This is a genomic window from Kosakonia sp. R1.Fl (assembly GCF_023516815.1).
Lineage (GTDB): Bacteria > Pseudomonadota > Gammaproteobacteria > Enterobacterales > Enterobacteriaceae > Kosakonia.
This window is the reverse complement of sequence record NZ_JAMGSQ010000001.1, coordinates 702,593-726,517: the sequence shown is the minus strand read 5'-3', so window position 1 is coordinate 726,517 and position 23,925 is coordinate 702,593. Positions and strand designations below refer to the sequence as shown.

General features: G+C 53.5%; 23 protein-coding genes. 11 read left to right on the top strand and 12 right to left on the bottom strand.

What is annotated here, in order from left to right; genetic code table 11:
• Positions 1-41: 41 nt before the first annotated feature.
• A complete protein-coding gene (locus tag M8Q36_RS03370; protein WP_017457300.1) occupies positions 42-311 on the top strand; it encodes a barstar family protein in 270 nt (89 codons plus the stop codon).
• A 60-nt stretch (positions 312-371) separates the two neighbouring features.
• On the opposite strand, the gene yhcN (M8Q36_RS03365) is transcribed toward M8Q36_RS03370, so the two are convergent.
• The 3 genes from yhcN (M8Q36_RS03365) to argR form a co-directional block, all read right to left on the bottom strand.
• Positions 372-635 (bottom strand): peroxide/acid stress response protein YhcN, encoded by a 264-nt coding sequence (gene yhcN / locus M8Q36_RS03365; protein ID WP_249880024.1) that lies wholly within the window; start codon positions 633-635, stop codon positions 372-374.
• A 101-nt stretch (positions 636-736) separates the two neighbouring features.
• Positions 737-1,000 (bottom strand): peroxide/acid stress response protein YhcN, encoded by a 264-nt coding sequence (gene yhcN, locus M8Q36_RS03360; RefSeq protein ID WP_017457302.1) that lies wholly within the window; start codon positions 998-1,000, stop codon positions 737-739.
• A 382-nt stretch (positions 1,001-1,382) separates the two neighbouring features.
• Positions 1,383-1,853, bottom strand: a complete 471-nt coding sequence (gene argR / locus M8Q36_RS03355; RefSeq protein WP_017457303.1) for a transcriptional regulator ArgR — start codon at positions 1,851-1,853, stop codon at positions 1,383-1,385.
• A gap of 409 nt (positions 1,854-2,262) precedes the next feature.
• Here argR and mdh point away from each other — a divergent pair, with 409 nt between their 5' ends.
• On the top strand, positions 2,263-3,201 hold the full coding sequence (mdh, locus tag M8Q36_RS03350; RefSeq protein ID WP_020455457.1) for a malate dehydrogenase: 939 nt from the start codon (positions 2,263-2,265) through the stop codon (positions 3,199-3,201).
• A gap of 66 nt (positions 3,202-3,267) precedes the next feature.
• On the opposite strand, the gene degS is transcribed toward mdh, so the two are convergent.
• The 3 genes from degS to zapG all read right to left on the bottom strand — a co-directional run bounded on the left by degS (position 3,268) and on the right by zapG (position 6,372).
• Positions 3,268-4,335 (bottom strand): outer membrane-stress sensor serine endopeptidase DegS, encoded by a 1,068-nt coding sequence (gene degS, locus M8Q36_RS03345; RefSeq protein WP_020455456.1) that lies wholly within the window; start codon positions 4,333-4,335, stop codon positions 3,268-3,270.
• A 92-nt stretch (positions 4,336-4,427) separates the two neighbouring features.
• The gene (gene degQ, locus M8Q36_RS03340) at positions 4,428-5,804 is read right to left on the bottom strand and encodes a serine endoprotease DegQ (protein WP_097405969.1); all 1,377 of its coding nucleotides are present in this window, start codon (positions 5,802-5,804) and stop codon (positions 4,428-4,430) included.
• 169 nt (positions 5,805-5,973) lie between these two features.
• The gene (gene zapG / locus M8Q36_RS03335) at positions 5,974-6,372 is read right to left on the bottom strand and encodes a Z-ring associated protein ZapG (RefSeq protein WP_017457307.1); all 399 of its coding nucleotides are present in this window, start codon (positions 6,370-6,372) and stop codon (positions 5,974-5,976) included.
• A 189-nt stretch (positions 6,373-6,561) separates the two neighbouring features.
• Here zapG and zapE point away from each other — a divergent pair, with 189 nt between their 5' ends.
• The 5 genes from zapE (at position 6,562) to sspB (ending at position 10,241) form a co-directional block, all read left to right on the top strand.
• A complete protein-coding gene (gene zapE, locus M8Q36_RS03330) occupies positions 6,562-7,689 on the top strand; it encodes a cell division protein ZapE (RefSeq protein ID WP_249880023.1) in 1,128 nt (375 codons plus the stop codon).
• Positions 7,690-7,944: 255 nt separating this feature from the next.
• Entirely contained in the window at positions 7,945-8,373 is a 429-nt protein-coding gene (gene rplM / locus M8Q36_RS03325) for a 50S ribosomal protein L13 (RefSeq protein ID WP_249880022.1), read from the top strand.
• Positions 8,374-8,388: 15 nt separating this feature from the next.
• Positions 8,389-8,781 carry a 30S ribosomal protein S9 gene (gene rpsI, locus M8Q36_RS03320; protein WP_000829818.1) on the top strand — a complete coding sequence of 131 codons (393 nt, stop codon included), beginning with the start codon at positions 8,389-8,391 and terminating at the stop codon, positions 8,779-8,781.
• Between the two features lie 313 nt (positions 8,782-9,094).
• Positions 9,095-9,733, top strand: coding sequence for a stringent starvation protein SspA (sspA, locus tag M8Q36_RS03315; protein WP_017457310.1), 639 nt, complete (start codon positions 9,095-9,097; stop codon positions 9,731-9,733).
• Between the two features lie 4 nt (positions 9,734-9,737).
• Entirely contained in the window at positions 9,738-10,241 is a 504-nt protein-coding gene (gene sspB / locus M8Q36_RS03310) for a ClpXP protease specificity-enhancing factor (RefSeq protein ID WP_249880021.1), read from the top strand.
• Between the two features lie 96 nt (positions 10,242-10,337).
• On the opposite strand, the gene M8Q36_RS03305 is transcribed toward sspB, so the two are convergent.
• Together M8Q36_RS03305 and gltB are read right to left on the bottom strand one after the other, a co-directional pair.
• Positions 10,338-11,756: a glutamate synthase small subunit gene (locus M8Q36_RS03305; RefSeq protein WP_249880020.1), complete on the bottom strand. Its 1,419-nt coding sequence runs from the start codon at positions 11,754-11,756 to the stop codon at positions 10,338-10,340.
• A 9-nt stretch (positions 11,757-11,765) separates the two neighbouring features.
• The gene (gene gltB / locus M8Q36_RS03300) at positions 11,766-16,226 is read right to left on the bottom strand and encodes a glutamate synthase large subunit (protein WP_249880019.1); all 4,461 of its coding nucleotides are present in this window, start codon (positions 16,224-16,226) and stop codon (positions 11,766-11,768) included.
• A 670-nt stretch (positions 16,227-16,896) separates the two neighbouring features.
• On the opposite strand from gltB, the gene mnmL reads away from it, so the two are divergent.
• From mnmL to mtgA, 4 genes are all read left to right on the top strand, one after another.
• Positions 16,897-17,823 carry a tRNA modification radical SAM protein MnmL/YtqA gene (mnmL, locus tag M8Q36_RS03295; protein WP_249880018.1) on the top strand — a complete coding sequence of 309 codons (927 nt, stop codon included), beginning with the start codon at positions 16,897-16,899 and terminating at the stop codon, positions 17,821-17,823.
• A gap of 101 nt (positions 17,824-17,924) precedes the next feature.
• Positions 17,925-20,261, top strand: a complete 2,337-nt coding sequence (gene arcB / locus M8Q36_RS03290) for an aerobic respiration two-component sensor histidine kinase ArcB (protein ID WP_249880017.1) — start codon at positions 17,925-17,927, stop codon at positions 20,259-20,261.
• Between the two features lie 235 nt (positions 20,262-20,496).
• Positions 20,497-21,150, top strand: a complete 654-nt coding sequence (gene elbB / locus M8Q36_RS03285) for an isoprenoid biosynthesis glyoxalase ElbB (RefSeq protein WP_249880016.1) — start codon at positions 20,497-20,499, stop codon at positions 21,148-21,150.
• Complete coding sequence (gene mtgA, locus M8Q36_RS03280) at positions 21,147-21,878, top strand: monofunctional biosynthetic peptidoglycan transglycosylase (RefSeq protein WP_249880015.1); 732 nt, start codon at positions 21,147-21,149, stop codon at positions 21,876-21,878. The genes elbB and mtgA overlap by 4 nt, the downstream gene beginning before the upstream one ends.
• A 1-nt stretch (position 21,879) precedes the next feature.
• Here mtgA and npr read toward each other — a convergent pair whose 3' ends face one another.
• The 4 genes from npr to hpf form a co-directional block, all read right to left on the bottom strand.
• Positions 21,880-22,152: a PTS phosphocarrier protein NPr gene (gene npr / locus M8Q36_RS03275; protein WP_007369893.1), complete on the bottom strand. Its 273-nt coding sequence runs from the start codon at positions 22,150-22,152 to the stop codon at positions 21,880-21,882.
• Positions 22,149-23,003 carry an RNase adapter RapZ gene (gene rapZ, locus M8Q36_RS03270; protein WP_017457318.1) on the bottom strand — a complete coding sequence of 285 codons (855 nt, stop codon included), beginning with the start codon at positions 23,001-23,003 and terminating at the stop codon, positions 22,149-22,151. The genes npr and rapZ overlap by 4 nt, the downstream gene beginning before the upstream one ends.
• Before the next feature lie 45 nt (positions 23,004-23,048).
• Positions 23,049-23,540: a PTS IIA-like nitrogen regulatory protein PtsN gene (gene ptsN / locus M8Q36_RS03265; protein WP_017457319.1), complete on the bottom strand. Its 492-nt coding sequence runs from the start codon at positions 23,538-23,540 to the stop codon at positions 23,049-23,051.
• Between the two features lie 81 nt (positions 23,541-23,621).
• Positions 23,622-23,909 (bottom strand): ribosome hibernation promoting factor, encoded by a 288-nt coding sequence (gene hpf / locus M8Q36_RS03260; protein WP_020455445.1) that lies wholly within the window; start codon positions 23,907-23,909, stop codon positions 23,622-23,624.
• Positions 23,910-23,925 lie beyond the last annotated feature (16 nt).

Genomic DNA, 23,925 nt, shown 5'->3' with positions numbered 1-23,925 from the left:
TGTGGGCGGCGTTTGCCGCCCTGTTGGGCTGATGGCGGAAAATGAATATCTACACTTTCGATTTTAAACATATCGACGATCAAAGTGCTTTCTACCGCGAGTTTAGCCGCCAGTTTGCTATTGAGCGCGAGAAAGTTCACGATCTGGATTCCCTGTGGGACACGGTGATGGATGGTGCGCTGCCTTTGCCGCTGGAAATTGAATTTATTCATCTGCCGGAAAAACAGCGCCGCCGTTTTGGCGCGTTGATCCTGTTATTTGATGAGGCGGAAGAGGAGCTGGAAGGCGAGTTGCGTTTTAATGTGCGGTGAGCGAGGCAAAAAAAAGCCCCTGACAGGCAGGGGCAAGTCGTCGGACAAGACGACGAGGGTTTATTTATACAGTTCAGCCGTAATGTGGGTGCTATCCCCCGTACGCGCTTCAATAATACGGTAGCTGCTCGCGCCAGCCTGATCGGCTTTAGCAGAGAGCTCCTGGCGAATATCCATCGGGACGCCCGCTCGTTGGGAAATAGAAACAGTGCCGATAGATTGCAGGTTGCTGGCCTGATCGCTGTTAACAAGCGTTGCGGCGCTCGCGCCGAAAGAGATCAGGGATGCAAGGCCAAGGGATGCGATGATGAGATTACGTTTCATTGTCTGTCTCCTTTAGAGAGACTCAACGGCGAGAAGGATTGAACTGCTATTTTTGTGCCTGGTGCCGTTGAGGGACGAATACATAGGGTTATCGGTAAAACTTATTTGTACAGCTCTGCGGTTGCGTGCCACTGGTCGCCGCTACGTGCTTCAATAATGCGGTAAGCTGACGCACCTTGTTCTTCCGCTTTTTTGCTCAGTTGCGCGTTCATGTCCATCGGTGATGCGGTGACAGAACCGATAGAAACAGTACCCAGCGACTGGCGAGATTGCGCCTGTTCCGCGTTGATGGAGTCCGCCGCGAAAGCGCCAAATGACAGGGCTGAAAGGATACTCAGTGTTGCAACGGTTGATTTGATATTCATGTCTCTTACCTCGTCGTATTCTTTTCTTTAAATTTTTCGGAGGGCCTTGTTTCGTGACCCTCATCACAAAATCAAGTATACACTAGTCACGCGAATAATTAATACCAAGCTAATTATAACTATGATGAATGGGAATAGGATTTGCAGTTTTATATTGCAGAAAAGCATAAAAAACAGCGCTCAGGTAAAAATTTAGTTAACGATAGTTAAGAAAATCATATGGATAGATGAATTTGATCTTTTGTGCGGTGGTATACGCTGGGAAAGGTAAGTGAAACCATAAATCGCACTAACTGCTAAGTTAGCGGCAGGGGAAAAGTCGAGTTGTGGGGCAAAAAGCCGAACATTCCCCCGCGAACGAAGCCGGGGGGAGAGGCGCTAATTACAGTTCTTGTTCGAACAGTACCAGAATCGCTTCGTAGAGATCTTTCACCGTGAAGCCTTTGGCTGGTGTGGTGAAAATGGTGTCATCCCCGGCGATGGTACCAAGGATACCTTCCGCTTTGCCCAGAGAGTCCAGCAGACGCGCAATCAGCTGCGCAGCGCCGGGGCTGGTGTGGATCACCACGACGGCATCGTTGTAATCGATATCCAGCACCAGGTTTTTCAGCGGGCTGGAGGTCGTGGGAACGCCCAGTTCGATTGGCAGGCAGTAGACCATTTCCATTTTCGCGTTGCGCGTGCGCACCGCGCCGAATTTGGTCAGCATGCGAGAGACTTTAGACTGATTGATATTGTCGAAGCCCTCTTCTTGCAAAGCCTGAACAATTTCTCCCTGAGAACTGAATTTCTCTTCTTTAAGAAGCGCCTTAAACGCTTTAACTAATTCTTCTTGTTTTGCCGAGCTTCGCATAAGTCACCCGTAATATGGCCGTGAAAACAACATTATTATGCATATTGATGAATTTTTATGCAAATATTCTCGCGAGGGAATTTCTGAAAACTGCTGAGAAGGCGCGAAGTTTATCAAATCCTGTGATGAAGCACAGCCACATGTGTCTTACGTCGCAAATAAGATTAAAAAGTAAATTAAATGTTATAAAGTTGATGTTATTTTGGTGAATATCGCAGCTATATTATAGACTCTGAGTGTTAGTTGCTTAGCTTGCCGATCTGACGGTCATATCCATCCTTATATAAGATCTTAACAGTGGGCTGCGCCGCACTATTTTGGCGCGTTTACTGTCATAATTACCAGGGTGGATTAAGGTCGCCGCAACGGAGTAACAAAATATTTAGCTAACCATAATAAGGAGTTTAGGATGAAAGTCGCAGTCCTCGGCGCGGCCGGCGGTATCGGTCAAGCGCTCGCCCTACTACTGAAAACACAACTGCCTTCAGGTTCAGAACTCTCCCTGTATGATATTGCACCTGTCACCCCTGGGGTTGCCGTTGACCTCAGCCATATTCCTACCGCTGTAACCATTAAAGGCTTCTCCGGCGATGATGCGACGCCTGCGCTGGAAGGCGCCGATGTGGTGCTGATTTCCGCGGGTGTGGCGCGTAAACCGGGTATGGATCGCTCCGACCTGTTTAACGTCAACGCTGGTATCGTGAAAAACCTGGTCGCTCAGGTGGCGAAAACCGCGCCGAAAGCCTGTATTGGCATCATCACTAACCCGGTAAACACGACAGTCGCGATTGCCGCTGAAGTGCTGAAAAAAGCCGGTGTTTACGATAAGAACAAGCTGTTTGGCGTTACCACGCTGGACATCATCCGTTCCAACACCTTCGTGGCAGAGTTGAAAGGCAAACAGCCAACGGATATCGAAGTCCCGGTTATCGGTGGACACTCAGGCGTGACAATCCTTCCGCTGCTGTCGCAAATCCCGGGCGTAAGCTTCAGTGAGCAGGAAGTGGCCGATTTGACAAAACGCATTCAGAACGCCGGTACCGAAGTGGTAGAAGCGAAAGCGGGTGGCGGTTCAGCAACGCTTTCCATGGGCCAGGCCGCCGCACGTTTTGGTTTGTCGCTGGTGCGCGCGCTGCAGGGTGAGCAAGGCGTGGTTGAGTGCGCTTATGTGGAAGGTGACGGCGAATACGCGCGTTTCTTCTCGCAGCCGCTGCTGCTGGGCAAAAACGGTATCGAGGAGCGTCACGCTATCGGTAAGCTCAGCGCGTTTGAACAGCAGTCGCTGGAAGGCATGCTGGATACGCTGAAAAAAGATATTCAGCTTGGCGTCGATTTCGTTAATCGTTAAGCCTTGTTGTCCTGCACATGCAGGAAGAAAAAACCGGAGCTTGTTGCTCCGGTTTTTTTATGGCACTTAGTTGGTCGCCGGGTATTCCTGAATCGTGACTTTGAAGGTGAGTTTTTTGTCGTCGCGCATCACCTCGACCGGAATTTCAGAGCCAGGACGGATTTCCGCCACTTGATCCATGGTTTCGAGGGCAGAAACCGCCGGTTTCCCGTTCACCGAGGTGATCACATCATTGACCTGAATCCCCGCGCGTGCCGCCGGGCCATCCGGCGAGACTTCGTTAACGACAATCCCCTGGATCGGATCGATTCCGCCGCCCTGAGTATGCAACGGCGCGATCTCCCTGCCGCCAATGCCAATATAGCCACGGATCACGCGGCCATCACGGATCAACTTATCCATGATTTTGGTCGCCAGCTGGAAGGGAATGGCGAATCCGATACCTTCCGGCGTTTCGCCGTCATTACTTTTATCAAACGACAGGGTGTTGATACCCATCAGTTCGCCCAGCGAATTCACCAGCGCGCCGCCGGAATTACCGTGGTTAATGGAAGCATCGGTCTGCAAAAAGTTTTGCCGCCCGCTGGGATTCAAACCGATACGACCTGTGGCGCTGATAATCCCCTGGGTCGTCGTTTGACCAAGGTTATACGGGTTGCCGATCGCCAGCACCACATCGCCGATATGCGGTGTGCGCTTTGTGTTGATGGGGATCACCGGCAAGCCGCCGTTCGCATTAATCTTCAATACCGCAAGATCAGTCAACGTATCCGAGCCCACCAGTAACGCTTCAAACACCCGACCATCCTGCAGCGCGACAATGATTTGGTCCGCATCGTTGATCACATGTTTGTTGGTGATGATATAGCCGCGTTGATCCATGATGACGCCGGAACCGAGCGTACGTATTTCGAGGCGATCATGGGTGGAGCTATTCAGGCTACGGTTATAGACGTTCACGACCGCAGGTGCTGCGCGACGAACTGCCGGGTTATAGCTGGCAGGCGTTTCATCGGCGCTGTCGATTTGCGGCGTCGCGAGCGGAATGTTTTTACGCAGCGAAGGCATGGCGGCGATGATCAGACCACCGACGACCAAACCGATTGCCACGGAACGTAAAAGCTTCACATACATGATGGGATAGTCATTAAAAGGAGAACGGCAGCAGCATAACATGAGTTATCCGGACATCACACGTGGGCGGTGATGTCCGGCGGCAGAATGACTTAGCGCAGCAGCAGATAGATACTGTCGTTGCCCCGCACGATATGCAGTGCCATAACGGAAGGTTTCGCTTCCAGCACTTTGCGCATTTCAGCAATCGACTGAACACGATCGCGGTTAACACCAATGATCACATCATCTTTATGCAGGCCAGCCTGCGCGGCGGCGCTGCCTTTTTCCACATTACCAACGGTGATGCCTTTGGTGCCATCTTTCAACTGGCCATCGCTCAACTCCGCTCCTTGCAGCGATGGAGAGATCAGTTCGGCGCTGGCGGAAGATGAGGTGCTTTTATCAAGCGTCACTTCAACATCCATTGGTTTACCATCGCGTAACAGGCCTAACTTCACTTTGGCACCTGGTTCGGTGGTCGCAATACGCGAACGCAGTTCAGCGAAGCTGCTCAGGGGCTTACCGTTCAGGCTAACAATCACATCACCCGATTTGATCCCTGCTTTCGCCGAACCCGAATTCGGCAACACTTCACTGACAAATGCGCCGCGCTGCACGTTCAGGTTAAAGGCTTTGGCGATATCCGCGCTCATTTCGGTGCCTTTAATGCCCAGCAGACCGCGTTTGATTTCACCAAACTGAATCAACTGGCGAGAGAGGGTTTGCGCCATGTTACTTGGGATCGCGAAGCCGATGCCGACGCTACCGCCGCCCGGTGCGAGTATCGCTGTGTTAATGCCGATAAGTTCACCGTTCAGGTTGAGCAGCGCGCCGCCGGAGTTGCCACGATTAATGGAAGCATCGGTCTGGATAAAGTTTTCAAGCCCTTCAAGATTCAGGCCGCTGCGACCGAGCGCAGAGACAATCCCGGATGTGGCGGTTTGACCCAGGCCGAAGGGGTTGCCGACGGCAATAACGAAGTCGCCAACGCGCAGTTGATCGGAATCGGCGATGGCAATTTGCGTCAGATTGCTCGCATTTTGTAATTGCAGCAGCGCGATGTCGCTCTGGTCGTCCCCGCCAATCAATTTGGCTTCGAATTCGCGTCCGTCATTTAACTGCACATTGATTTTTTGTGCCTGGTTAATCACGTGGTTATTGGTCAGCACGTAACCTTTGGCGGCGTCGATAATCACCCCGGAGCCAAGACCTTCAAACGGCTGAGGCTGCTGCTGGGGTTGATCCGGCATCTCTTCGCCGAAATATTTTTTCAGCTCTTCAGGGACTTTCTGACCTTGTACCGCCGTGCCTTCTACCTGCACGCTAACAACCGCTGGCAGAACCTTTTCCAGCACCGGCGCGAGGCTGGGTAACGCTCCCTGACCAGGGACTTGTGACGGCATTGCCGCAAGGGTCTGAAAGGGTGCCGAGAGAGTTAACCCGACACTTAACGCAAATGCACTCAACAGCTGGGTTTGTTTCTTCATTGATGCTGGCTCTCGTAACCTGAAGTGGAAGGAATGACGCCCCAAAACAGTTTGATGTTATTGAAATTTCAACCGGGTAACAATGAGGTGAATGACTAAATAATAGCTGCGATGCGCAAGAAGGGACGGGCGCAAGGAGCGCGCCCGTAAATATTTAAGATGTGTTCGATTATTTACGGCTGGCGCCGCCGCGCAGCAGGCCGGAAGCACCTTCAGAATAGTCACGCGGGATCTGCACCGGTGCCTGATCGTTGCTGGCTTCGGATTCAGCCAGACGGTTGCGGAACGGGTTCTCTTCCGCAGACATTTCCGGCAGCAGGCTGGACGAACTTTTCGCCATATGCTGATAAAGCTGGCGGTAATCGTGCGCCATGTTATCCAGCAGCTCAGCGCTGCGGGCAAAGTGGCTTACCAGCTCTTCGCGATACTCTTCGAGTTCCGCTTTGTTTTTTTCCAGCTCATACTGCAAGGCCTGCTGTTGGCGCAATTTGCGGTTTCCGAAACGCATACCCACGGCACCAATAATAATGCCGACAACCAACCCAATTAGCGCATATTCCCAGGTCATGAACTTCTCCCGTTGTTTTTTGATTCCGTAGGGTGTGGGCTGCAAGCTCCTGCCTGCGCCTGATTGTGCCACTATAACCGCTAATCGTGCAGAAGTGGAATCCTGACGCAGCATCGCGTAGTGTAGAACGGCCTTTTTTTCGTCAACCCTGTGGGGGCGGATCGATTTTCAAGGAATAACAACAACACCATGCAGAGCCTTTCCCCAACATCGCGATATTTAAATGCCCTGAACGAGGGTAGCCATCAACCGGATGATGTGCAAAAAGAAGCCGTCTCACGGCTGGATGTCATTTACCAGGCTTTAATTAACCGCAGCGCACCCGCCGCGCCGCAACGTGGCGGCTTGATGGCGAAATTTGGCAAGCTGCTCGGCAAACGTGAGCCTAAAGAAGCCGCACCCGTGCGTGGCCTCTATATGTGGGGCGGCGTCGGGCGGGGAAAAACCTGGCTGATGGACATGTTCTATCAAAGTCTGCCCGGCGAGCGTAAACAGCGTCTGCACTTTCACCGCTTTATGCTGCGTGTCCATGAAGAGCTGACCTCGTTGCAGGGGCAAAGCGATCCGCTGGAAATCGTGGCCGACCGCTTTAAAGCCGAAACCGATGTGCTGTGCTTTGACGAGTTTTTTGTCTCGGATATCACGGATGCCATGCTGTTGGGCGGGCTGATGAAAGCGCTGTTCGCACGTGGTATCACGCTGGTGGCGACATCGAACATTCCGCCGGATGAGCTGTACCGTAACGGTTTGCAGCGGGCGCGGTTTTTACCCGCTATCGACGCTATTAAGCAGTTTTGCGACGTCATGAATGTCGATGCGGGTGTGGATTACCGCCTGCGGACACTGACGCAGGCGCACCTGTGGTTAACGCCGTTAGATGCCAGTACTACTCAGCAGATGGACAAATTGTGGCTGGCGTTGGCGGGTGCGGCACGACAAAACGCACCGGAATTAGAGATTAATCATCGACCATTGCCCACGCTGGGTGTGGAAAACCAGACGCTGGCGGTATCGTTTTCAACCCTCTGCGTGGATGCCCGCAGCCAGCATGACTACATTGCGCTTTCACGGCTCTTTCATACGGTGATGTTATTTGATGTGCCGGTGATGACGCCGCTGATGGAGAGCGAAGCGCGGCGGTTTATCGCGTTGGTGGATGAGTTCTACGAGCGTCACGTCAAGCTGGTGGTTAGCGCAGCGGCAGCGTTGCATGACATCTATCAGGGGGAGCGACTGAAGTTTGAGTTCCAGCGCTGTTTATCTCGCTTGCAAGAGATGCAGAGCGAAGAATATCTGAAACGCGCACATATGCCCTGATGCGGCCTTGCCTTCTTTTATTGCCAGAGGGCGACAAAACCTGCGTCAAATCACGAAAAGGGGTCGATCTTTGACCCCGACTTCTCTATAATCCTGCGACCCCACGTTACAAGAAGGTTTTTTTCCCGAAACTTTCTCTGCGCCGGCATAGGCTATTCGAAGGGGTAGGTTTGCTGGACAATGTCGTGTGAACCTCAACTGACTAAACGTTTGGGTGTTCACCAACGTGTAACTAATTATTTGGGTAAGCTTTTAATGAAAACTTTTACAGCTAAACCAGAAACCGTAAAACGCGACTGGTATGTTGTTGACGCGACCGGTAAAACTCTGGGCCGTCTGGCTTCCGAACTGGCTCGTCGCCTGCGCGGTAAGCATAAAGCGGAATACACTCCGCACGTTGATACGGGTGATTACATCATCGTTCTGAACGCAGAAAAAGTTGCTGTAACCGGCAACAAGCGCGAAGACAAAGTGTATTACCACCACACCGGCCACATCGGTGGTATCAAAGAAGCGACCTTTGAAGAGATGATTGCTCGCCGTCCTGAGCGTGTGATTGAAATCGCGGTTAAAGGCATGCTGCCAAAAGGCCCGCTGGGTCGTGCTATGTACCGTAAACTGAAAGTTTACGCTGGCAACGAGCACAACCACGCGGCACAGCAACCGCAAGTTCTTGACATCTAATCGGGATTATAGGCAATGGCTGAAAATCAATACTACGGCACTGGTCGCCGCAAAAGCTCCGCCGCTCGCGTGTTTATCAAACCGGGCAACGGTAAAATCGTAATCAACCAGCGTTCGCTGGAACAGTACTTTGGTCGTGAAACTGCCCGCATGGTAGTTCGTCAGCCGCTGGAACTGGTCGACATGGTTGAAAAATTGGACCTGTACATCACCGTTAAAGGTGGTGGTATCTCCGGTCAGGCTGGTGCGATCCGTCACGGTATCACCCGCGCTCTGATGGAGTACGACGAGTCCCTGCGTTCCGAACTGCGTAAAGCTGGCTTCGTCACTCGTGACGCGCGTCAGGTTGAACGTAAAAAAGTCGGTCTGCGCAAAGCACGTCGTCGTCCGCAGTTCTCCAAACGTTAATTGGTTTCTGCTTCGGCAGAACGATTGGCGAAAAAACCCGGTGCGAACCGGGTTTTTTTATGGATAAAGATCGTGTTATCCACAGCAATCCATTGATTATCTCTTCTTTTTCAGCATTTCCAGAATCCCCTCACCACAAAGCCCGCAAAATCTGGTAAACTATCATCCAATTTTCTGCCCAAATGGCTGGGATTGTTCATTTTTTGTTTGCCTTACAACGAGAGTGACAGTACGCGCGGGTAGTTAACTCAACATCTGACCGGTCGATTAAGTCCGGTAGCAGTAAATTCTGAATATATACCTGGAGGTTTTCATGGCTGTCGCTGCCAACAAACGTTCGGTAATGACGCTGTTTTCTGGTCCTGTGGACATCTATAGCCATCAGGTCCGTATCGTGCTGGCCGAAAAAGGTGTCAGCTTCGAAATTGAGCACGTGGAAAAGGATAATCCTCCTCAGGATCTGATTGACCTCAACCCGAATCAAAGCGTACCGACACTTGTAGATCGTGAACTCACCCTGTGGGAATCACGCATCATTATGGAATATCTGGACGAGCGTTTCCCGCACCCGCCGTTAATGCCGGTTTACCCGGTGGCACGTGGTGAGAGCCGTCTGTACATGCATCGTATTGAGAAGGACTGGTATTCGCTGATGAATACCATCCAGAACAGCAGTGGCGCACAGGCGGACGCGGCGCGTAAACAGCTGCGTGAAGAGCTGTTGGCGATTGGCCCGCTGTTCACCCAGAAACCGTACTTCCTGAACGACGAGTTCAGCCTGGTTGACTGCTACCTCGCACCGCTGCTGTGGCGTCTGCCGGTACTGGGTATCGAGCTGAGCGGTGCCGGTGCGAAAGAGCTGAAAGGGTATATGACGCGCGTTTTCGAACGTGATTCCTTCCTTGCCTCTCTGACAGAAGCCGAGCGCGAAATGCGCCTGGGCCGGGGTTAATTGCATGGATTTGTCACAACTGTCTCCACGCCGTCCGTATTTACTGCGGGCCTTCTACGAATGGCTGCTGGATAACCAGCTTACGCCGCATCTGGTTGTTGATGTGACGTTGCCGGGCGTACGCGTGCCGATGGAGTATGCGCGTGACGGGCAGATCGTGTTGAACATTGCGCCGCGTGCGGTTGGCAACCTGGAACTGGCGAATGACGAAGTGCGTTTCAACGCGCGCTTCGGCGGCGTGCCGCGTCAGGTTGAAGTGCCAATGGCTGCCGTGCTGGCGGTTTATGCCCGTGAAAACGGCGCCGGTACGATGTTTGAACCGGAAGCCGCGTACGATGAAGAGGTTGTCAACCTGAACGATGACGACCATACTTCAGCGCAGGAAAGCGAGACGGTGATGTCGGTTATCGACGGTGATAAACCCGATCACGAAGACGATCACGATAACAGCCCTGATGACGATCCGCCGCCGCGCGGTGGGCGTCCATCGCTGCGTGTGGTGAAGTAACCTGGAAAGCAGAACCTGATGGTTCTGCTTTTTTTTGTGTTTAACATGCGCATAAAAAAGGAGGCCGAAGCCTCCTTTTTGGTCGCTACATGGATATTACACTTCGAGGTAGTTCAGGATGCCGTCCGCCGCCTTACGGCCTTCGGCAATCGCCGTTACCACCAAATCGGAGCCACGCACGATGTCGCCGCCAGCAAAGATTTTTGGATTGCTGGTCTGGAACGCATTTTCGCTGCCCTCTGGCGCAATAACGCGACCCTGCGAATCCAGCTCAACGCTGTGTTTCGCCAGCCACTCCATGCTGTGCGGGCGGAAACCAAACGCCATAACAACCGCGTCGGCCGGAACCACATGTTCAGAACCGGCAACAATTTCCGCACGACGACGGCCTTTCGCATCCGGCGCGCCCATTTCGGTGCGTGCCATCTTCACGCCGCACACTTTACCGTTGGCATTGATTTCAATGCCCAGCGGCTGCACGTTGAACTGGAACTCCACGCCCTCTTCGCGCGCGTTTTTCACTTCGCGTTTCGAACCTGGCATGTTCTCTTCGTCACGGCGATAGGCACAGATAACGTGCGTCGCGCCCTGGCGCACTGACGTACGCACACAGTCCATCGCGGTATCGCCACCGCCAAGCACCACAACACGTTTGCCTTCCATGCTGACATACGGTTCTTCCGGCGTTTCACCGAAGCCCATAATCTGCTTGGTGTTGGCGATGAGGAACGGCAGTGCATCAAACACGCCGTTCGCGTCTTCATTTTCCAGTCCGCCACGCATCGACTGATAAGTCCCGACGCCAAGAAACACCGCATCGTACTCTTTCAGCAAATCGTCAATCTGTACGTCGCGACCCACTTCGGTGTTGAGTTTGAACTCAATACCCATACCGGTGAAAATTTCACGACGGCGGGTCATCACTTCTTTTTCCAGCTTAAAGGCCGGAATACCAAAGGTCAGCAGGCCGCCGATCTCCGGGTGACGATCGAACACCACCGCTTTCACGCCGTTACGGGTCAGTACATCGGCACAGGCCAGGCCTGCCGGACCGGCACCAATAATCGCCACACGTTTATCGGTCTGTTTCACGCCGGTCAAATCCGGGCGCCAGCCCATTTCGAACGCTTTATCATTGATATAGCGTTCAATGTTGCCGATGGTTACCGCGCCAAACTCGTCGTTCAGCGTACAGGAACCTTCACACAACCGGTCTTGCGGGCAAACGCGGCCGCACACTTCCGGCAAGGTGTTGGTTTGATGCGACAGTTCAGCCGCTTCAAAAATACGCCCCTCATTTGCCAGCTTCAGCCAGTTCGGGATGTAGTTATGGACCGGGCATTTCCACTCACAGTAAGGGTTGCCGCAGGAGAGGCAGCGATCTGCCTGTGCTTTGGCCTGGCCTTCTGAAAACGGCTCATAGATTTCAACAAATTCAATTTTACGGATCTTCAGCGCTTTCTTTGGCGGATCAACGCGCTGCAAGTCGATAAACTGGTATACGTTCTGACTCATTGCTACCCCTTACTGCGCCTGCACACGCAGCTCTGCTGCGCTACGACTACGATGACCCAACAGTGCTTTCACATCGCTGGACTTCGGCTTAACCAGCGCGAATTTGCTGGAGAAGGCTGGCCAGTTCGCCAGGATCTCTTCGCCGCGCTGCGAACCGGTATGCTGCACATGCTCGGTGATAAGACCGCGCAGGTGCTCTTCATGGATGGCGAGGTCATCGACGCTCAGCACTTCCACCAGCTCCGGGTTCACGCGTTTACGGAATTCACCATCTTCATCCAGCACATAGGCGAAGCCGCCCGTCATCCCCGCTCCAAAGTTAACACCGGTTCGACCCAATACGCAGACGATACCGCCGGTCATGTATTCACAGCCGTTATCGCCGATACCTTCCACCACGGTGATAGCGCCAGAGTTACGTACCGCGAAACGCTCACCCGCACGGCCTGCGGCGTACAGACGACCGCCGGTTGCGCCATACAGGCAGGTGTTACCAATAATGCTCGCTTCGTGGCTGCGGAAAGCAGAACCAACCGGTGGACGTACCGCCAGCAAGCCGCCAGCCATACCTTTACCCACGTAGTCGTTAGCGTCGCCAGTCAGATAGAGCTCCACGCCGCCTGCGTTCCACACGCCGAAGCTCTGGCCTGCGGTACCGCTAAAGTGCGCTTTGATCGGATCTGCCGCCAGCCCCTGATCGCCATGTGATTGTGCGATATAACCCGACAACAGCGCGCCGACGGAACGATCGGTGTTGCGAATATCGAACCAGAAGGTTTTGCTCTGCTTCTCATCGACAAACGGTTTCGCCTGTTGCAGCAACTGCGCATTCAGCACGCCATTATCAAACGGCGGGTTGTGCTCGGTGCAGTACAGCGCTTTGCCCGGATGCGGTTCTGCCGTTTCCAGCAGTTTCGACAGATCCAGTTTTTGCTGCTTGGCGGTAAAGCCATCCAGCTCTTTGAGCAGATCGGTGCGGCCAATCAAATCCACCAGACGTTTCACGCCCAGTTGTGCCATCAGCTCGCGGGTTTCACGGGCGATAAATTCAAAGTAGTTAGTCACTTTGAACGGCAGACCGTGATAATGGTTTTTACGCAGCTTCTCATCCTGAGTTGCAACACCCGTCGCGCAGTTGTTCAGGTGACAAATTCGCAGATATTTACAGCCCAGCGCCACCATCGGGCCGGTACCGAAGCCAAAGCTTTCCGCACCCAGAATCGCCGCCTTGATGATGTCCTGGCCGGTTTTCAGACCGCCATCCACCTGCAAACGAATCTTATGACGCAGGCCGTTAGCCACCAGCGCCTGTTGGGTTTCTACCAGGCCAAGTTCCCACGGACAACCGGCATATTTCACCGAAGAGAGCGGGCTTGCACCGGTACCACCGTCGTAACCAGCGATAGTGATAAGGTCAGCGTAGGCTTTCGCCACACCGGTTGCGATGGTGCCAACGCCCGGTTCGGAAACCAGTTTGACGGAGATCATCGCTTTCGGGTTGACCTGTTTCAGGTCGAAAATCAGCTGCGCCAGATCCTCGATAGAGTAAATATCGTGGTGCGGCGGCGGGGAGATCAGCGTAACGCCAGGTACGGAGTAGCGCAGTTTAGCGATATACGGCGTGACTTTATCACCCGGTAACTGACCGCCTTCGCCCGGTTTTGCCCCCTGAGCCACTTTGATCTGAATAACATCCGCGTTGACCAGGTACGCAGGCGTAACGCCGAAACGACCAGAGGCCACCTGTTTGATGCGTGACACTTTATTGGTGCCGTAACGCGCCGGATCTTCGCCGCCTTCGCCGGAGTTGGAGAACCCGCCGAGGCTGTTCATCGCTTCCGCCAGTGCTTCGTGCGCTTCCGGGCTCAGGGCGCCGATGGACATCGCTGCGGTATCGAAGCGTTTAAACAGCTCCGTCGCCGGTTCAACATCTTTCAGGCTCACCGCTTCGCCATTCGGCGTAATCGCCAGCAAATCGCGCAACGTTGCCGCCGGGCGCTCGTTCACCAGCTTCGCGTATTGCTGATAATCGCTGTATTCGCCGCTTTGTACCGCCTGTTGCAGCGTGCGCACCACATCCGGGTTGTACGCGTGGTACTCACCGCCGTGGACATACTTCAGCAAACCACCTTGCTCCAGCGGCTTACGTGCCAGCCATGCGCGTTTGGAAAGGTTCAGCAGATCCTGCTGGAAGTCAGCAAAACCGGCTCCGCCGATACGGCTGACCACGCCCTGGAAGCACAGCCCGGAAACATCATCGTGCAGGCCGACGGCTTCAAACAGTTTCGAACAGCGGTAAGAGGCGATAGTCGAAATGCCCATTTTGGACATGATCTTGTACAGCCCTTTGTTGATGCCGTTACGGTAGTTCAGCATCACCGTGCGGTAATCTTTTTCGATGGCTTTGCTGTCCACCAGTTTCGCCAGCGTCTCATATGCCAGGTACGGGTAGATTGCCGTCGCACCGAAGCCCAGCAGCACCGCGAAGTGGTGCGGATCACGCGCACTTGCGGTTTCGACAATAATGTTGGCGTCACAGCGCAGACTCTTATCCACCAGACGGGTCTGAATCGCGCCAACGGCCATCGGTGCCGGAACCGGCAGACGGTTTTTGGCGATATTACGGTCAGAGAGCACCAGCAGAACCGTGCCGTTACGCACCATCTGCTCGGCTTTATCGCACAGTGCTTTGATGGTCTCTTCCAGCGTGGTTTCGGTGACGTCGAAGGTGATATCGAGCGTATCAGCGCGATAGTGTTCCTCTTTCATCGTCGTTAGCTGTTTGAAATCAGAGAACAGCAGGATCGGCGATTTAAAGCTCAAACGGTGTGCCTGGCCTTCCGCTTCGCAGAAGACGTTCATCTCGCGGCCAATGCTGGTCGCCAGCGACATCACGTGTGCTTCACGCAGCGGATCGATAGGCGGGTTGGTGACCTGCGCGAACTGCTGGCGGAAGTAGTCATAAATGATGCGCGGCTGGCTGGAAAGCACGGCAAATGGCGTGTCATCACCCATTGAGCCGACCGCTTCCTGGCCGTTTTCGCCCAGCACACGAATCACTGAATCGAGCTCTTCGAAGCTGTAATTAAACTGTTTCTGGTAGCTTGTCAGCAGGTCGTCGTCCATTTCGCGCATGCCGACTTCTTCATCCGGCAGATCTTCGAACGGCACCAGACGGCGGACGTTTTTCTCCATCCACTCTTTGTACGGGTGGCGGCTTTTCAGATCGTCATCGGTTTCAGCGGAGTGCAGAATGCGTCCACCGCGGGTATCGATAACCATCAGCTCGCCAGGGCCAACGCGGCCTTTCTCGACCACTTCGTCCGGCTGGTAATCCCAAATTCCCACTTCAGAGGCACAGGTGATCAGCTTGTCTTTGGTGATGACGTAGCGCGCCGGGCGCAGGCCGTTACGGTCGAGGTTACAGGCGGCGAAACGACCATCGGACATCACGATGCCCGCCGGGCCGTCCCACGGCTCCATATGCATGGAGTTAAAGTCAAAGAAGCTGCGCAGGTCCGGATCCATCTCCGGGTTGTTCTGCCATGCTGGCGGCACCAGTAAACGCATGGCGCGCACAATATCCATCCCGCCAGCCAGCAGCAGTTCGAGCATGTTATCCATGGAGCTGGAGTCGGAGCCGGTTTCATTGACGAATGGCGCGGCGTCATGCAGATCCGGGATCAGCGGCGTCTGGAATTTGTAAGTACGCGCACGCGCCCACTGGCGGTTACCGGTAATGGTGTTGATTTCACCGTTGTGCGCCAGGTAGCGGAACGGCTGCGCCAGCGGCCAGCGCGGTACGGTGTTGGTGGAGAAGCGTTGGTGGAACAGGCAAATTGCCGATTCCAGACGCAGATCCGCCAGGTCCAGGTAGAAGCGCGGCAGATCCGCCGGCATACACAGACCTTTATAGATGTTCACCAGATTCGAGAGGCTACATACGTAGAACTCTTTATCTTCCTGCAGGCGCTTTTCGATGCGGCGACGGGCGATAAACAGGCGGCGCTCCATATCGCGCGGACGCCAGCCCGCAGGGGCGTTAACAAAAATTTGCTCGATACGAGGCAGCGAGGAGAGGGCGATTTCACCGAGCACCCCTTCGTTGGTTGGCACATCGCGCCAGCCGACAATCGACAGGGTTTCGCGTTGAAGTTCTTCTTCTACAATACGGCGCGACGCGTTGGCTTTTTCGGGATCCTGGTTCAGGAACAACATACCAACAGCGTAGTTTTTGGCTAAGCGCCAGCCGCGTTCTTCCGCAACGATACGGAAAAAACGATCGGGTTTTTGCAGCAGCAGGCCACAACCATCACCGGTTTTGCCGTCGGCGAGGATCGCGCCGCGGTGCTGCATTCGGGCCAGTGCGTGAATAGCGGTACGCACTACCTTGTGGCTAGGTTCGCCTTCTATGTGGGCGATCAGGCCGAAACCACAGTTATCTCTCTCAAGAGATTTATCGTACAACATATCAGTGAACCTCCCCAGGCTCTACGAGAGCCCCTCCAGAACGTTACGCACAGGCACAAAAAGAGCATGGCGACGGGGCAATTGCCTCGCATGTCGCCCTCTTTAATTTCCTTTTCGCATCGATACACAAGTGTTGAGGACTTGCTTAAGAGGGAATCTCAATTACTGCATAAATATGATGAGCAGACTGCTCATCCAGAAAGCTTCCAGCGGATTCCCAAGTTATCGGGAATCCGTACACAGGTCAAATGCCGAGCTTATTTATACAAAAATGTGCTAAACAGTGTTTATATTATTGATAATTAAAATTATTTAAGGATTTTTACATTCAGTGAACGCGTTACTAAGCGGCAGCAGAGTGTGATCTGACTCACTATCTAAAAGCGCTGTTTCTGATGTTCTATTCTGAGTGGGGATTTAATGGCAGATTTTTATTCTACTATGTGCGTCAGAGTTGCATGAACGCACTGTTTTTCACGCGCGATAGTATTTCTGCAAAATAACGCAGCGACATAAGGAAAAGTAATCGTCTTTAGGGTGCATGAAATTGCGATTATATTGACTGATTATGCAATGAATAAAAGCCTTCCAGGGCGATTGATCCAGGTCATCGCCGACGAAAGCTAAAAGTGGCAGGCTACGCCCTTTTATTTGGGCGGCCTTTCAGATTATGCAGTTACAGAAATTAGTCAATATGTTTGGTGGGGATCTTGCCCGCCGCTATGGCGAAAAAGTCCATAAACTGACATTGCATGGCGGATTTAGCTGCCCTAACCGTGATGGCACCATTGGTCGCGGCGGTTGCACTTTCTGTAATGTCGCCTCTTTTGCTGACGAAGCGCAGCAGCATCAATCCATTGCCGCACAACTTGCTCACCAGGCACAGTTGGTGAACCGCGCCCGGCGCTATCTTGCCTATTTCCAGGCGTACACCAGCACCTGGGCAGAAGTGCAGGTGCTGCGCGCGATGTACCAGCAAGCAGTCAGTCAGGCGAATATTGTTGGCTTGTGTGTGGGAACACGCCCGGATTGCGTACCGGAAGCTGTGCTGGATTTGCTGTGCGAATACCGTGAGCAGGGTTATGAAGTGTGGCTGGAGCTGGGTTTGCAGACCGCGCATGATAAAACACTGCATCGTATCAATCGCGGGCACGACTTCGCCTGTTATCAACACACGACGCAGCAAGCCCGTGAGCGCGGCCTGAAAGTCTGCGCTCATCTTATCGTCGGATTACCCGGAGAACGCCATGTGGAGTGCTTAGAGACGATACAGCGCGTTGTAGAGACCGGTGTCGACGGCATCAAGCTACATCCTTTACATATCGTGAAAGGCAGCACTATGGCGAAGGCCTGGGAAGCGGGGCGCCTGAATGGAATCGGGCTGGAAGAGTACACCGTGATTGCCGGCGAAATGATTCGCCATACGCCGCCGGAGGTGATTTTTCACCGTGTCTCCGCCAGCGCACGCCGCCCGACGCTGCTTGCCCCGCTGTGGTGTGAAAACCGCTGGACGGGAATGGTCGAGCTGGATCGCTATCTGAAAGAGCAGGGCGGGCAAGGTTCTGCGCTGGGGCGTTGCTGGCAATTACCCGTTTGATCGCATCGCGAAACGCTAATCACCTCTGCATTTTTCGCACAAGCTTCAACGCCTTGCTCAGAATTGAGTATTATTGAGCGGAATTGTTTGAGGAAATCTCTATGAAGCAAATCCGTTTACTGGCGCAATATTACGTCGACCTGATGATGAAGCTGGGTCTGGTGCGTTTTTCCATGCTGCTTGCTTTGGCGCTAGTGGTGCTGGCAATCGTGGTGCAGATGGCCGTTACCATGGTGTTGCAGGGGAAAGTGGAAAGCATTGATGTTATCCGCTCCATCTTTTTTGGCTTGCTGATCACACCATGGGCGGTTTATTTCCTGTCGGTAGTGGTGGAGCAGCTCGAAGAGTCGCGCCAACGTTTGTCGCGGCTGGTAGAGAAACTGGAAGAGATGCGCGATCGCGACCTGAAGCTCAATGTGCAGTTGAAAGACAATATTGCCAAGCTTAACCAGGAGATCAGCGACCGTGAGAAAGCGGAAGCCGAGCGCCAGGAAACCTTTGAAAAACTCAAAATAGAGATGCAAGAGCGTGAGCAGACGCAAATCCAGCTCGAACAGCAATCCTCTTTTCTGCGTTCCTTCCTCGACGCTTCGCCGGATCTGGTGTTCTATCGCAACGAAGATAAAGAGTTCTCCGGCTGTAACCGGGCGATGGAGTTGCTGACCGGTAAGAGCGAGAAGCAGCTTATTCACCTCAAGCCGCAGGATGTCTATTCACCGGAAGCAGCGGAAAAAGTGATTGAGACCGATGAAAAAGTTTTCCGTCACAACGTCTCTTTAACCTACGAACAGTGGCTGGATTACCCGGACGGCCGCAAAGCCTGTTTCGAGATCCGCAAAGTCCCGTATTACGATCGCGTCGGTAAACGCCACGGGCTGATGGGCTTTGGTCGCGATATCACTGAGCGTAAACGCTACCAGGACGCGCTGGAGCGCGCCAGCCGGGATAAGACCACCTTTATTTCCACCATCAGCCACGAGCTGCGTACGCCGCTGAATGGCATTGTTGGGTTAAGCCGTATTCTGCTGGATACCGATTTAACGCAAGAGCAGGAAAAATACCTGAAGACGATCCATGTCTCTGCCGTAACGCTCGGCAATATTTTCAACGATATTATCGACATGGATAAGATGGAGCGGCGTAAAGTCCAGCTGGATAACCAACCGCTTGATTTCACCAGCTTCCTGGCCGATCTGGAAAACCTCTCGGCCCTGCAGGCGCACCAGAAAGGGTTGCGTTTTGTTCTTGATCCAACGTTACCGCTACCACATCAGGTTATTACGGACGGTACGCGTTTGCGCCAGATCCTGTGGAACCTTATCAGCAACGCCGTTAAATTTACCCGTGAAGGGCAGGTCGTGGTGCGTGTGCGTTATGACGAAGGCGATATGTTGCACTTTGAAGTGCAGGATTCCGGGATCGGTATTCCCCGCGATGAGCAGGATAAAATTTTCGCCATGTATTACCAGGTGAAAGATAGCCACGGCGGTAAACCGGCGACAGGAACTGGCATTGGCCTGGCCGTTTCGCGCCGCCTGGCAAAGAACATGGGTGGCGACATTACCGTCAGCAGTGAGCCTGGGGCGGGTTCGATATTTACCTTGACCATTCACGCTCCGGCGGTGGCGGAAGAAGTTGAAGACGCGTTTGAAGATGATGATATGCCGCTTCCGGCGTTACATGTGCTGCTGGTGGAAGATATCGAGCTGAACGTGATTGTCGCGCGCTCGGTGCTGGAAAAACTGGGCAGCAGCGTGGATGTCGCCATGACCGGCACTGCTGCGCTGGAGATGTTCACGCCGGGTGAATACGATTTGGTGTTGCTGGATATTCAGTTGCCGGATATGACCGGGCTGGATATTTCGCGAGAGTTGACCCGCCGTTACGCGCGTGAGGATTTACCGCCGCTGGTGGCGCTTACCGCCAACGTGCTGAAAGATAAACAGGAATACCTCGATGCGGGCATGGATGATGTATTAAGCAAACCGCTGGCAGTCCCGGCATTAACTGCCATGATTAAAAAGTTCTGGGACGCGAGTGAAAGTGAGGAGGAGCCAGTGACAACCATGGACAACAGTAAAGTACAAACGCTGCTTGATACCGCCATGCTTGAGCAGTATATCGAGCTGGTCGGGCCGAAATTGATTACTGATGGGCTGGATGTATTTGAAAAAATGATGCCGGGGTATTTGAGCGTGCTCGAGTCAAACCTGACCGCGCGTGACCAAAAAGGAATTGTGGAAGAGGGCCATAAAATTAAAGGCGCCGCAGGTTCTGTCGGGCTGCGCCATCTGCAACAGCTTGGTCAGCAAATTCAGTCTCCCGATCTTCCTGCCTGGTGGGACAATGTTGGCGACTGGGTGGAAGAGATGAAGCAGGAGTGGCGCAACGATGTGGCGGTGTTAAAAGCCTGGGTGGCGGACGCTGGAAAAAAATGACCCCGGATTAACCGGGGTGCGCGAATACTGCGCCAACACCAGGGAAATCGTGGCTGCGCCGTAATTGAGTTGTTGTTATTTTTTGCAAGGGCGTAGCCTGAAAAAATTCGACCACACGCACATAAGATAGCAAATCTTAAATGATTTGTTACATCAATCAGTGAAATGTGTGAAGCAAGGCTCCCTTATCAAAATTTTTAATTATCGTCAGTACGTTGCATAAAGGATGAGCAAAATGAAAAAAATCGGCGTGATTCTCAGCGGCGCAGGCGTGTATGACGGTTCGGAGATTCATGAAGCGGTGATTACGCTGCTAGCAATTGCCCGTCATGGTGCGCAGGCGGTCTGTTTCGCTCCCGATAAATGGCAAAGCGATGTGGTAAACCATTTGACGGGCGAGACGCTGGCTGAGCCCCGTAATGTACTGATTGAATCCGCCCGTATTGCCCGTGGCAATGTCCAGCCGTTATCGCAGGCATCTGCAAACGATCTGGATGCGCTGATTGTACCGGGTGGTTTTGGCGCAGCGAAAAACCTCAGCAATTTTGCCAGCCTCGGCAGTGAATGCACCGTTGACAGCAGCCTTAAAACGCTGGCGCTGGAGATGCACGAAGCAGGTAAACCGCTCGGTTTTATGTGCATCGCACCGGCGATGTTGCCGAAAATTTTCGATTTTCCCCTGCGCCTGACAATCGGCACGGATATTGATACCGCCGAAGTGCTGGAAGAGATGGGTGCCGAGCATGTGCCGTGCCCGGTCGACGATATTGTTGTCGATGAAGAGCACAAAGTGGTGACGACGCCGGCGTATATGCTGGCGGAGGATATCGCGCAGGCCGCTTCCGGTATCGAAAAGCTGGTGGCGCGCGTACTGGTACTGGCCGAATGAGGAAGTGGTTTCGCGGCCCGCTGAAAGCCACCTTAAAGCGCATTGCTCTGCGGGTGTTGTGCGTACTGGCACTCTTCTGGGGTGGCGGCATTGTGCTGTTCAGTTTCCTGCCGGTACCGTTTTCCGCCGTGATGGTGGAACGCCAGCTGGGCGCGTGGTTTAGCGGCGACTTTGGCTATGTCGCGCACTCCGATTGGGTTGCCATGGATGATATTTCGCCGTGGATGGCGCTGGCGGTGGTGGCCGCTGAAGATCAGCGTTTTCCCGATCACTGGGGGCTGGACTTTAGTGCTATTGAGAAAGCGCTTTCGCATAACGAGCGTCATGAGAACCGCATTCGCGGCGCATCGACCATTTCGCAGCAGACGGTGAAAAACCTGATGCTATGGGATGGAAAAAGCTGGGTGCGCAAAGGGCTGGAAGCAGGGCTGACGCTTGGGATGGAAGCGGTGTGGACCAAGCGGCGGATCCTGACCGTTTACCTTAATATCGCTGAGTTCGGGGACGGCGTATTTGGCGTCGAGGAAGCATCGCAGCGCTATTTCCATAAACCGGCGAGCCGCTTAAGTATGTCAGAAGCGGCGCTACTGGCCGCCGTATTGCCAAACCCGATCCGTTTTCAGGCCGCCGCGCCATCTGGCTATGTCCGTAGCCGTCAGGCATGGATCCTGCGCCAGATGCGGCAGCTAGGCGGGGAAGATTTCCTGGAGCGCAACAAGCTGTACTGAATTAATCTTCATCAAACCCGGCGTTAAACAGTGCAATCACTGCCGCCAGCGCTTCTTCTTCCTGCGGGCCGCTGGCCTCCACTTCAATTTGCCGACCTTTTGCAGAATCGAGCATCAGCAGCGCAATCACGCTGCTGGCTTCGGCTTCGGTGCCTTCATCATTGCGCAGCAGCACTTCCGCATCAAAGCCCTGTACCAGTTCAAACAGTTTCATGGCCGGGCGCGCATGCATTCCCAGTTTATTGGTGATCTCAACGGTTTGTTTTACGGTCATGTTTTGCGTTTTTCCAGCGTACGGTGACGGGATTGAACGTTCTTACCGCGCGAGCGGAAATAATCCGCCAGTTGTTCGGCGACATAGACGGAGCGGTGTTTACCACCGGTACAACCGATGGCCACGGTCAGATAACTACGGTTGTTGGTCTCCAGCATCGGTAGCCACAACTCAAGATAACTACGCGTCTGGTAGATAAAATTATGCACTTCCGTATGTCTGTCGAGGAACGCCGCGACGGGTTTATCGAGGCCGGTCATCGGGCGTAATTTAGGATCCCAGTGTGGGTTCGGCAGGAAACGAACGTCAAAGACGTAATCCGCATCGATAGGAATGCCGTGCTTGAAACCGAAGGATTCGAAAACCATGGTCAGTTCACGTTCGCGCTTACCTAACAGGCGCGTACGCAGCATTTCTGCCAGCTCATGCACCGACATTTCCGAGGTATCGACAATCAGATCTGCGCGTGAACGCAGCGGTTCCAGCAAGTTACTCTCTTCGTCAATCGCGCTTTCAAGCGACAGATTTTTGCTGGAAAGCGGATGCAGGCGGCGCGTATCGCTGTAACGACGGATCAGCGTGTTGCGATCGGCATCGAGAAACAATAACTGCGGTGAAAAGGCGTCCGGCAGATTGCTCATCGCCTGTTCAAAAATTTCCGGTGACTCCGGCATATTTCGCACATCGATACTGACGGCTGCGGAAGTCTGGCGCTCGGCAAGCGTCTGCGCCAGCTCCGGCAGCAGCACAACCGGCAGGTTGTCGACGCAATAAAAACCCATATCTTCCAGGGCGCGCAGAGCGACGGATTTCCCTGAACCCGAACGACCACTGACGATCATCAGGACCATGAACCATTTCTCCTCAGTACGACTGATAAAAAGGTTTCCTTCCCGTTACGCATCGTCGCTTTCACCTTCCGTCTGCGTGATGATTTGATACAGCTCTTCATCACTTTGCGCGCTGCGCAGGCGCCGACAGATGGTTTTGTCCGCCAGCCTTTTTGCGACCAGCGAGAGCGTATGCAGATGCGTTTTGGTTTGATCCGCTGGCACCAACAGGGCAAACAGCAGATCGACAGGCTGATTATCGATAGCGTCGAAGGCAATGGGCGTTTCGAGTTGCACAAAAACGCCAACGGCGCGAAGCGTGTCTTCTTCAAGCTTACCGTGAGGAATGGCGATACCGTTTCCAATGCCGGTGCTGCCCATTTTCTCGCGCGTAAGAATCGCTTCAAAGACGACTTGTGGCGGTAAGCCTAACTGTTTTGCCGCCAGTTCACTGATGATTTCCAGAGCACGTTTTTTACTCTGGCAGTGAACGCCGCTACGGGTACATTCCTGGTTAAGGACATTGCTCAATTGAAGAGCGGAATCGTTATTCATCATAATTTCACCTGAGCGACGCCAGAGCCAGCCACCCTACCGGGTTACGGTAGGGTGCAACGCGCCAGACGGACGCTCGGACAATTAGTGTTGTTTCAGTTTATCTTTATGCTTCGTGAGCTGCCGCGCCAGTTTATCAATCAAACCGTCAATAGCAGCGTACATATCCTGCCCTTCCGCACTGGCATGCAACTCGCCGCCATTGACATGGAGCGTCGCATCCGAGGTGTGAGTCACTTTCTCCACTTTCAACACAATATAGACCTGATTAATCCTTTCGAAATACTGTTCAAGCTTGGCGAATTTATTGGTCACAAATTCACGCAGAGCATCAGTGATCTCGACGTTTTGTCCTGTGATGTTAAGCTGCATAGTGTCTTCCTTATCG

What these genes read in the sequence shown, in the direction of transcription:
- M8Q36_RS03370 (WP_017457300.1), top strand. Translation starts at nt 42, where the DNA reads ATGAATATCTACACTTTCGATTTTAAACATATCGACGATCAAAGTGCT.
- yhcN (WP_249880024.1), bottom strand. Translation starts at nt 635, where the DNA reads ATGAAACGTAATCTCATCATCGCATCCCTTGGCCTTGCATCCCTGATC.
- yhcN (WP_017457302.1), bottom strand. Translation starts at nt 1,000, where the DNA reads ATGAATATCAAATCAACCGTTGCAACACTGAGTATCCTTTCAGCCCTG.
- argR (WP_017457303.1), bottom strand. Translation starts at nt 1,853, where the DNA reads ATGCGAAGCTCGGCAAAACAAGAAGAATTAGTTAAAGCGTTTAAGGCG.
- mdh (WP_020455457.1), top strand. Translation starts at nt 2,263, where the DNA reads ATGAAAGTCGCAGTCCTCGGCGCGGCCGGCGGTATCGGTCAAGCGCTC.
- degS (WP_020455456.1), bottom strand. Translation starts at nt 4,335, where the DNA reads ATGTATGTGAAGCTTTTACGTTCCGTGGCAATCGGTTTGGTCGTCGGT.
- degQ (WP_097405969.1), bottom strand. Translation starts at nt 5,804, where the DNA reads ATGAAGAAACAAACCCAGCTGTTGAGTGCATTTGCGTTAAGTGTCGGG.
- zapG (WP_017457307.1), bottom strand. Translation starts at nt 6,372, where the DNA reads ATGACCTGGGAATATGCGCTAATTGGGTTGGTTGTCGGCATTATTATT.
- zapE (WP_249880023.1), top strand. Translation starts at nt 6,562, where the DNA reads ATGCAGAGCCTTTCCCCAACATCGCGATATTTAAATGCCCTGAACGAG.
- rplM (WP_249880022.1), top strand. Translation starts at nt 7,945, where the DNA reads ATGAAAACTTTTACAGCTAAACCAGAAACCGTAAAACGCGACTGGTAT.
- rpsI (WP_000829818.1), top strand. Translation starts at nt 8,389, where the DNA reads ATGGCTGAAAATCAATACTACGGCACTGGTCGCCGCAAAAGCTCCGCC.
- sspA (WP_017457310.1), top strand. Translation starts at nt 9,095, where the DNA reads ATGGCTGTCGCTGCCAACAAACGTTCGGTAATGACGCTGTTTTCTGGT.
- sspB (WP_249880021.1), top strand. Translation starts at nt 9,738, where the DNA reads ATGGATTTGTCACAACTGTCTCCACGCCGTCCGTATTTACTGCGGGCC.
- M8Q36_RS03305 (WP_249880020.1), bottom strand. Translation starts at nt 11,756, where the DNA reads ATGAGTCAGAACGTATACCAGTTTATCGACTTGCAGCGCGTTGATCCG.
- gltB (WP_249880019.1), bottom strand. Translation starts at nt 16,226, where the DNA reads ATGTTGTACGATAAATCTCTTGAGAGAGATAACTGTGGTTTCGGCCTG.
- mnmL (WP_249880018.1), top strand. Translation starts at nt 16,897, where the DNA reads ATGCAGTTACAGAAATTAGTCAATATGTTTGGTGGGGATCTTGCCCGC.
- arcB (WP_249880017.1), top strand. Translation starts at nt 17,925, where the DNA reads ATGAAGCAAATCCGTTTACTGGCGCAATATTACGTCGACCTGATGATG.
- elbB (WP_249880016.1), top strand. Translation starts at nt 20,497, where the DNA reads ATGAAAAAAATCGGCGTGATTCTCAGCGGCGCAGGCGTGTATGACGGT.
- mtgA (WP_249880015.1), top strand. Translation starts at nt 21,147, where the DNA reads ATGAGGAAGTGGTTTCGCGGCCCGCTGAAAGCCACCTTAAAGCGCATT.
- npr (WP_007369893.1), bottom strand. Translation starts at nt 22,152, where the DNA reads ATGACCGTAAAACAAACCGTTGAGATCACCAATAAACTGGGAATGCAT.
- rapZ (WP_017457318.1), bottom strand. Translation starts at nt 23,003, where the DNA reads ATGGTCCTGATGATCGTCAGTGGTCGTTCGGGTTCAGGGAAATCCGTC.
- ptsN (WP_017457319.1), bottom strand. Translation starts at nt 23,540, where the DNA reads ATGATGAATAACGATTCCGCTCTTCAATTGAGCAATGTCCTTAACCAG.
- hpf (WP_020455445.1), bottom strand. Translation starts at nt 23,909, where the DNA reads ATGCAGCTTAACATCACAGGACAAAACGTCGAGATCACTGATGCTCTG.